The organism is Myxococcus vastator, from assembly GCF_010894475.1.
In the GTDB taxonomy this organism is placed as follows: domain Bacteria; phylum Myxococcota; class Myxococcia; order Myxococcales; family Myxococcaceae; genus Myxococcus; species Myxococcus vastator.
Map to the genome: position 1 here is coordinate 1 of NZ_JAAIYB010000612.1, position 3,844 is coordinate 3,844.

3 protein-coding genes are annotated in these 3,844 nt (G+C 67.2%); 2 read left to right on the top strand and 1 reads right to left on the bottom strand.

The annotated features are described in order from the left end of the window. Positions 1 to 257 precede the first annotated feature (257 nt). Positions 258 to 1,055 (top strand): hypothetical protein, encoded by a 798-nt coding sequence (locus G4D87_RS34850; RefSeq protein WP_163786982.1) that lies wholly within the window; start codon positions 258 to 260, stop codon positions 1,053 to 1,055. Between the two features lie 70 nt (positions 1,056 to 1,125). Further along, positions 1,126 to 2,508 carry a di-heme oxidoreductase family protein gene (locus tag G4D87_RS34855; protein WP_163786983.1) on the top strand — a complete coding sequence of 461 codons (1,383 nt, stop codon included), beginning with the start codon at positions 1,126 to 1,128 and terminating at the stop codon, positions 2,506 to 2,508. Between the two features lie 24 nt (positions 2,509 to 2,532). Here G4D87_RS34855 and G4D87_RS34860 read toward each other — a convergent pair. Beyond that, the coding region (locus G4D87_RS34860; protein WP_163786984.1) for a hypothetical protein at positions 2,533 to 3,844 on the bottom strand (1,312 nt) is incomplete at its 5' end.

The following is a 3,844-nucleotide window of genomic DNA, read 5'->3' on the forward strand; positions in this document are numbered from 1 at the left end:
CGCGGGCCCAAGCCACGGAAGAAGAAGGGCTACGCATCAGGAAGCGAGGTGCGCCGACAGGTCGCGACGTCACGCGTCCTCGCTGCCGGCACCGTCGATTACGTCAAGCAAGATGTTTAAAGGGGTGCTCCTCAGAGGATGGGAAATCCTGGCATGTCCATTGAAGTGGGAAAGCCCGCTTCTTGGATTTCCCATGAAGCGTGAGGAGCCGTCAGATGCGTCTGCTTTGGAATTTTGGAACCCCCTTGTGGGCCGCCGTGTTCTCCCTCGCATTGCCCCTGGCGCAGGCCCAGGCGCAGGACCAGGACTGTGTGACGTTCCAGGACCTGAATCACTGTGGCGTCGGCGAGGCCTATGTCAGCGCCACGGACGAAGGCGTCCGGATTGAGAATGGCGATGTGAGCGGCGAGTCCGGCGTCGTCATCCACACGGGCATGGCCAGTCATTGGACCGCGGGTGTCTTCAGCGAGAGCGACGCGCCCGAGCACGGGAAGATGCTGCTCTCCTCCGTGTCCGAGGGGTCCATGACGAGCACGGCGACCCTCGTGACGGAGGACGGGCGGGCCGCCTACTCCACCACCTTCACGGGCGCGGGCGAGGAGTCCACTCACTCCGCGCTCGTCTACTACCAGGGGCAGTTGCAGGGGGTGATGACGCGCCTCCACAACGGCGGGGTCAATGTCTTTGAGCCGGACGAGCCCGTGACGCCGTGGCCGCCTCCGTCGCCGTCCTGCCGGCCGGCCTACCAGAGCTGGAACTCCTGCATGGATCAGTGCCAGAGCATGGGCTACTGGAGCTGCAACTACTGCTACACCCCGTGCAACTATTCCTTCAGCGTGACGCCCCGGGGCCAGTGCCAGTGGACCATCGACCTGGCGCATCCGTACGTGGAGCTCTCGGACGGCCGCATCCTGCAGGCGGACCGGCTGGTCCTGAGCGAGGAGGTCCATGGCCCGACGAACTACCCCTACCTCGGCTTTGACGAAATCCACCTGCAGACGACGGCGAACGTGACCCAGATTGTCAGTGAGAGCGTCACGCCCGCGAAGCAGTAGTCATTGAAGTGTCTGCCCGGCTGGAAGCAGGTCTGTCACCTGCTTCCAGCCGTTCTTCCTGAGGCGAGCCATGTTCCGTCATTCCTGGCGCTTGCCGGGCGCGAAGGCGCTTGGGTGGTGTGGAGTTCTGCTGCTCGCCGCCGGTCCGTCCCATGCGGCGCCGCGCGCGGGCGAGGCGCTGTCGGGCGGGGCGACGACGGTCTTCGACGTCACGCCGAATGCCTATGGCCGTGCGCTGGGCAACCTGGACCCCGCGCGCTGGGTGCCCATGCTCGACGGCAAGGCGGTGTTCATGCGGGACTGGTACGCCCTGGCGGACGTGACGGCGGGCCCCTTCTCGAATGCCACGGGGTGTGGCTCCTGCCACTTCAAGGATGGCCGTGGGCGGCCCCTGCGTGAGCTGGGCGCCGAGGCGCCGCTGCTCGTCCGCTTGAGCGTGCCTTCGATGGACTCTCCCGCGGGGCGCCACGAGCCTGTCTACGGCGGCCAGCTCCATGACCGCGCCATTCCCGGCGTCGCCGCCGAGGGCGAGGTCCAGGTCACCTATACGGACGTGAAGGGGAAGTACGCGGACGGGACGCCGTACACGCTGCGCCAGCCGCGCTACGACATCGCTCGGCTGGGGTACGGGGAGCTGTCCGCCCAGGTGATGCTCTCGCCGCGCATCCCCGCGCCGGTGTTCGGGCTCGGCTTGCTGGAGGCCATCCCCGACAAGGCCATCCTGGCGCGGGCGGATGAGAAGGACCGGAACGGGGATGGCATCTCCGGCCGTCCGAACCGGGTGCGGACCGCCCGCGATGGCGCGGTTCGCCTGGGCCGCTATGGCTGGAAGGCCAACCAGCCCACGCTGGAGCAGCAGGCCGCCAGCGCCTTCTCCGAGGACCTGGGGCTGACGTCACCGCTCTATCCCGAGCGCAACTGCACACCGGCGCAGGCGCCCTGCCAGGCGCCGCCGTCCGCCAAGGGGCCCGCTTTGTCGGAGCAGCAGCTGGCGCAGACGGTGCTCTACCTGCGCCTGATTGCGCCTCCCGCGCGCCGGGACGTGGCGGAGCCGGCGGTGGTGAAGGGGCGGGCGCTGTTCCAGAAGACGGGCTGCGCGGCGTGTCACCACGCGGAGTTCACCACAGGCACTGTCGAGGACGTGCCCGAGCTGTCCAACCAACGCATCCGCCCATACACGGACCTGCTGCTGCACGACATGGGACCGGAGCTGGCGGACGGCCGCCCCGATGGCGAGGCGAGCGGCGCCGAGTGGAGGACGCCGCCGCTGTGGGGGCTGGGGCTGCTGGAGACGGTGAACCGTCAGGTGCGCATGCTCCATGACGGCCGCGCGCGCAGCTTCGAGGAGGCCATTCTCTGGCACGGGGGGGAAGGCGCTCGTGCCCGCGCGCGCTTCAAGGCCTTGAGCAAGGCGGAGCGCGACGCGCTGGTGGCCTTCCTTCGCTCGCTCTGAGGGTGAGCACAGGGGCCGTCGCCGTCAACTGTTGGCCATGGCGGTGCGGAGGCTGTCCAGGATGTAGTACCTGAGCTCCTCGCTCGTCATCTCAGGCGTCTCCTTCAACTTCTTTTCGGCGAACTTCTTCCATTCGTTCAGCTCGTTGGGCGTCGGCTCGCTCGACGGCTGAGAGGGCCCGGCATAGTTGATGTAGATGAGCCACCCGTAGGCCGCCCTGATGTGGTCTTCAATGCTCTGCTTGGCTGGAGCGTGGGTCCCCATCTGCTCGCTGCGCATCGCGTCCTGGATGGCGTACTTGAGCTCCTCCGGGGAGATGTCCTTGTTCTCCTTCTTCTTCTCATTGGCGAAGGCACGCCACCGCCGCAGCTCCTCGGGCGTGGCGTCCCGCTCCTTCCCCTCGTAGCAGAAGGACACCCACTTGACGGCGTCCTGGATGAACTTGTCGATGTTGGCGCTGCCCGTGCCGTCCATGCCCATCGCCTTCACGCGGATGGCGTCCTGGATGGCGAACTTGAGCTCCTCGGGCGTGAGGTCCGGGTTCGCCTTCTGGTGCTTCCGGGCGAAGTCGCGCCAGTGCGCCAGCTCCTCGGCGGTGGGCTTGCGCTCCTTTCCCTCGTAGCACTGGGTGACCCACTTGACGCCGTCCTCGATGAACTTGTCGATGTTCAGCGGTGTCGCCTCGCCCGTCCCCGTCATCTTCGCGCGCATGGCGTCGGTGATGGCGTACTTGAGGTTCTCGGGCGTGATGTCTGGGTTCTTCTTCAACTGCTCCTGGGCGAAGGCGCGCCACTCCTTCAGCTCCGCGGGCGTGGCCTCGCGCTCCTTGTCCGCGTAGCACTGGGTGACCCACTTGACGGCGTCCTTGATGAACTTGTCGATGTTCTCCGGGGTCACCGCGTCCGTCCCCATGACCTTCGCCCGGACGGCGTCGATGATGGCGTACTTGAGCTCCTCCGGGGTCGTCTCCGGATTCTTGCGCATCAGGTCGGCGGCGAAGTCGCGCCAGTGCCGCATGTCCGCCTCCGTGGGAGGGGGCGCCTTCTCGTCGTAGCACTGGTTGACCCACGCGATGGCCTCGGAGATGAACCTGTCGGTGTTCGCCGGCGAATGGGCGTCCAGCCCGTCCCGCTCCAGGCGCAGCTTGTCCTGGATGGCGTAGCGGACCTCATCGGCGGTGATTTTCGGGTTCTTGTTGCGGAGCTCCCGTGCGAAGTCCAACCACTTGGAGCGCTCGGGACCGCTCGGCCAGCGGTCGCCCTCGAAGACATTCCGGTAGGCGTCGGCGACGCAGGCCGCCAGGCGCTCATCCTTGAGTGGGCCCAGGGCGGAGGGG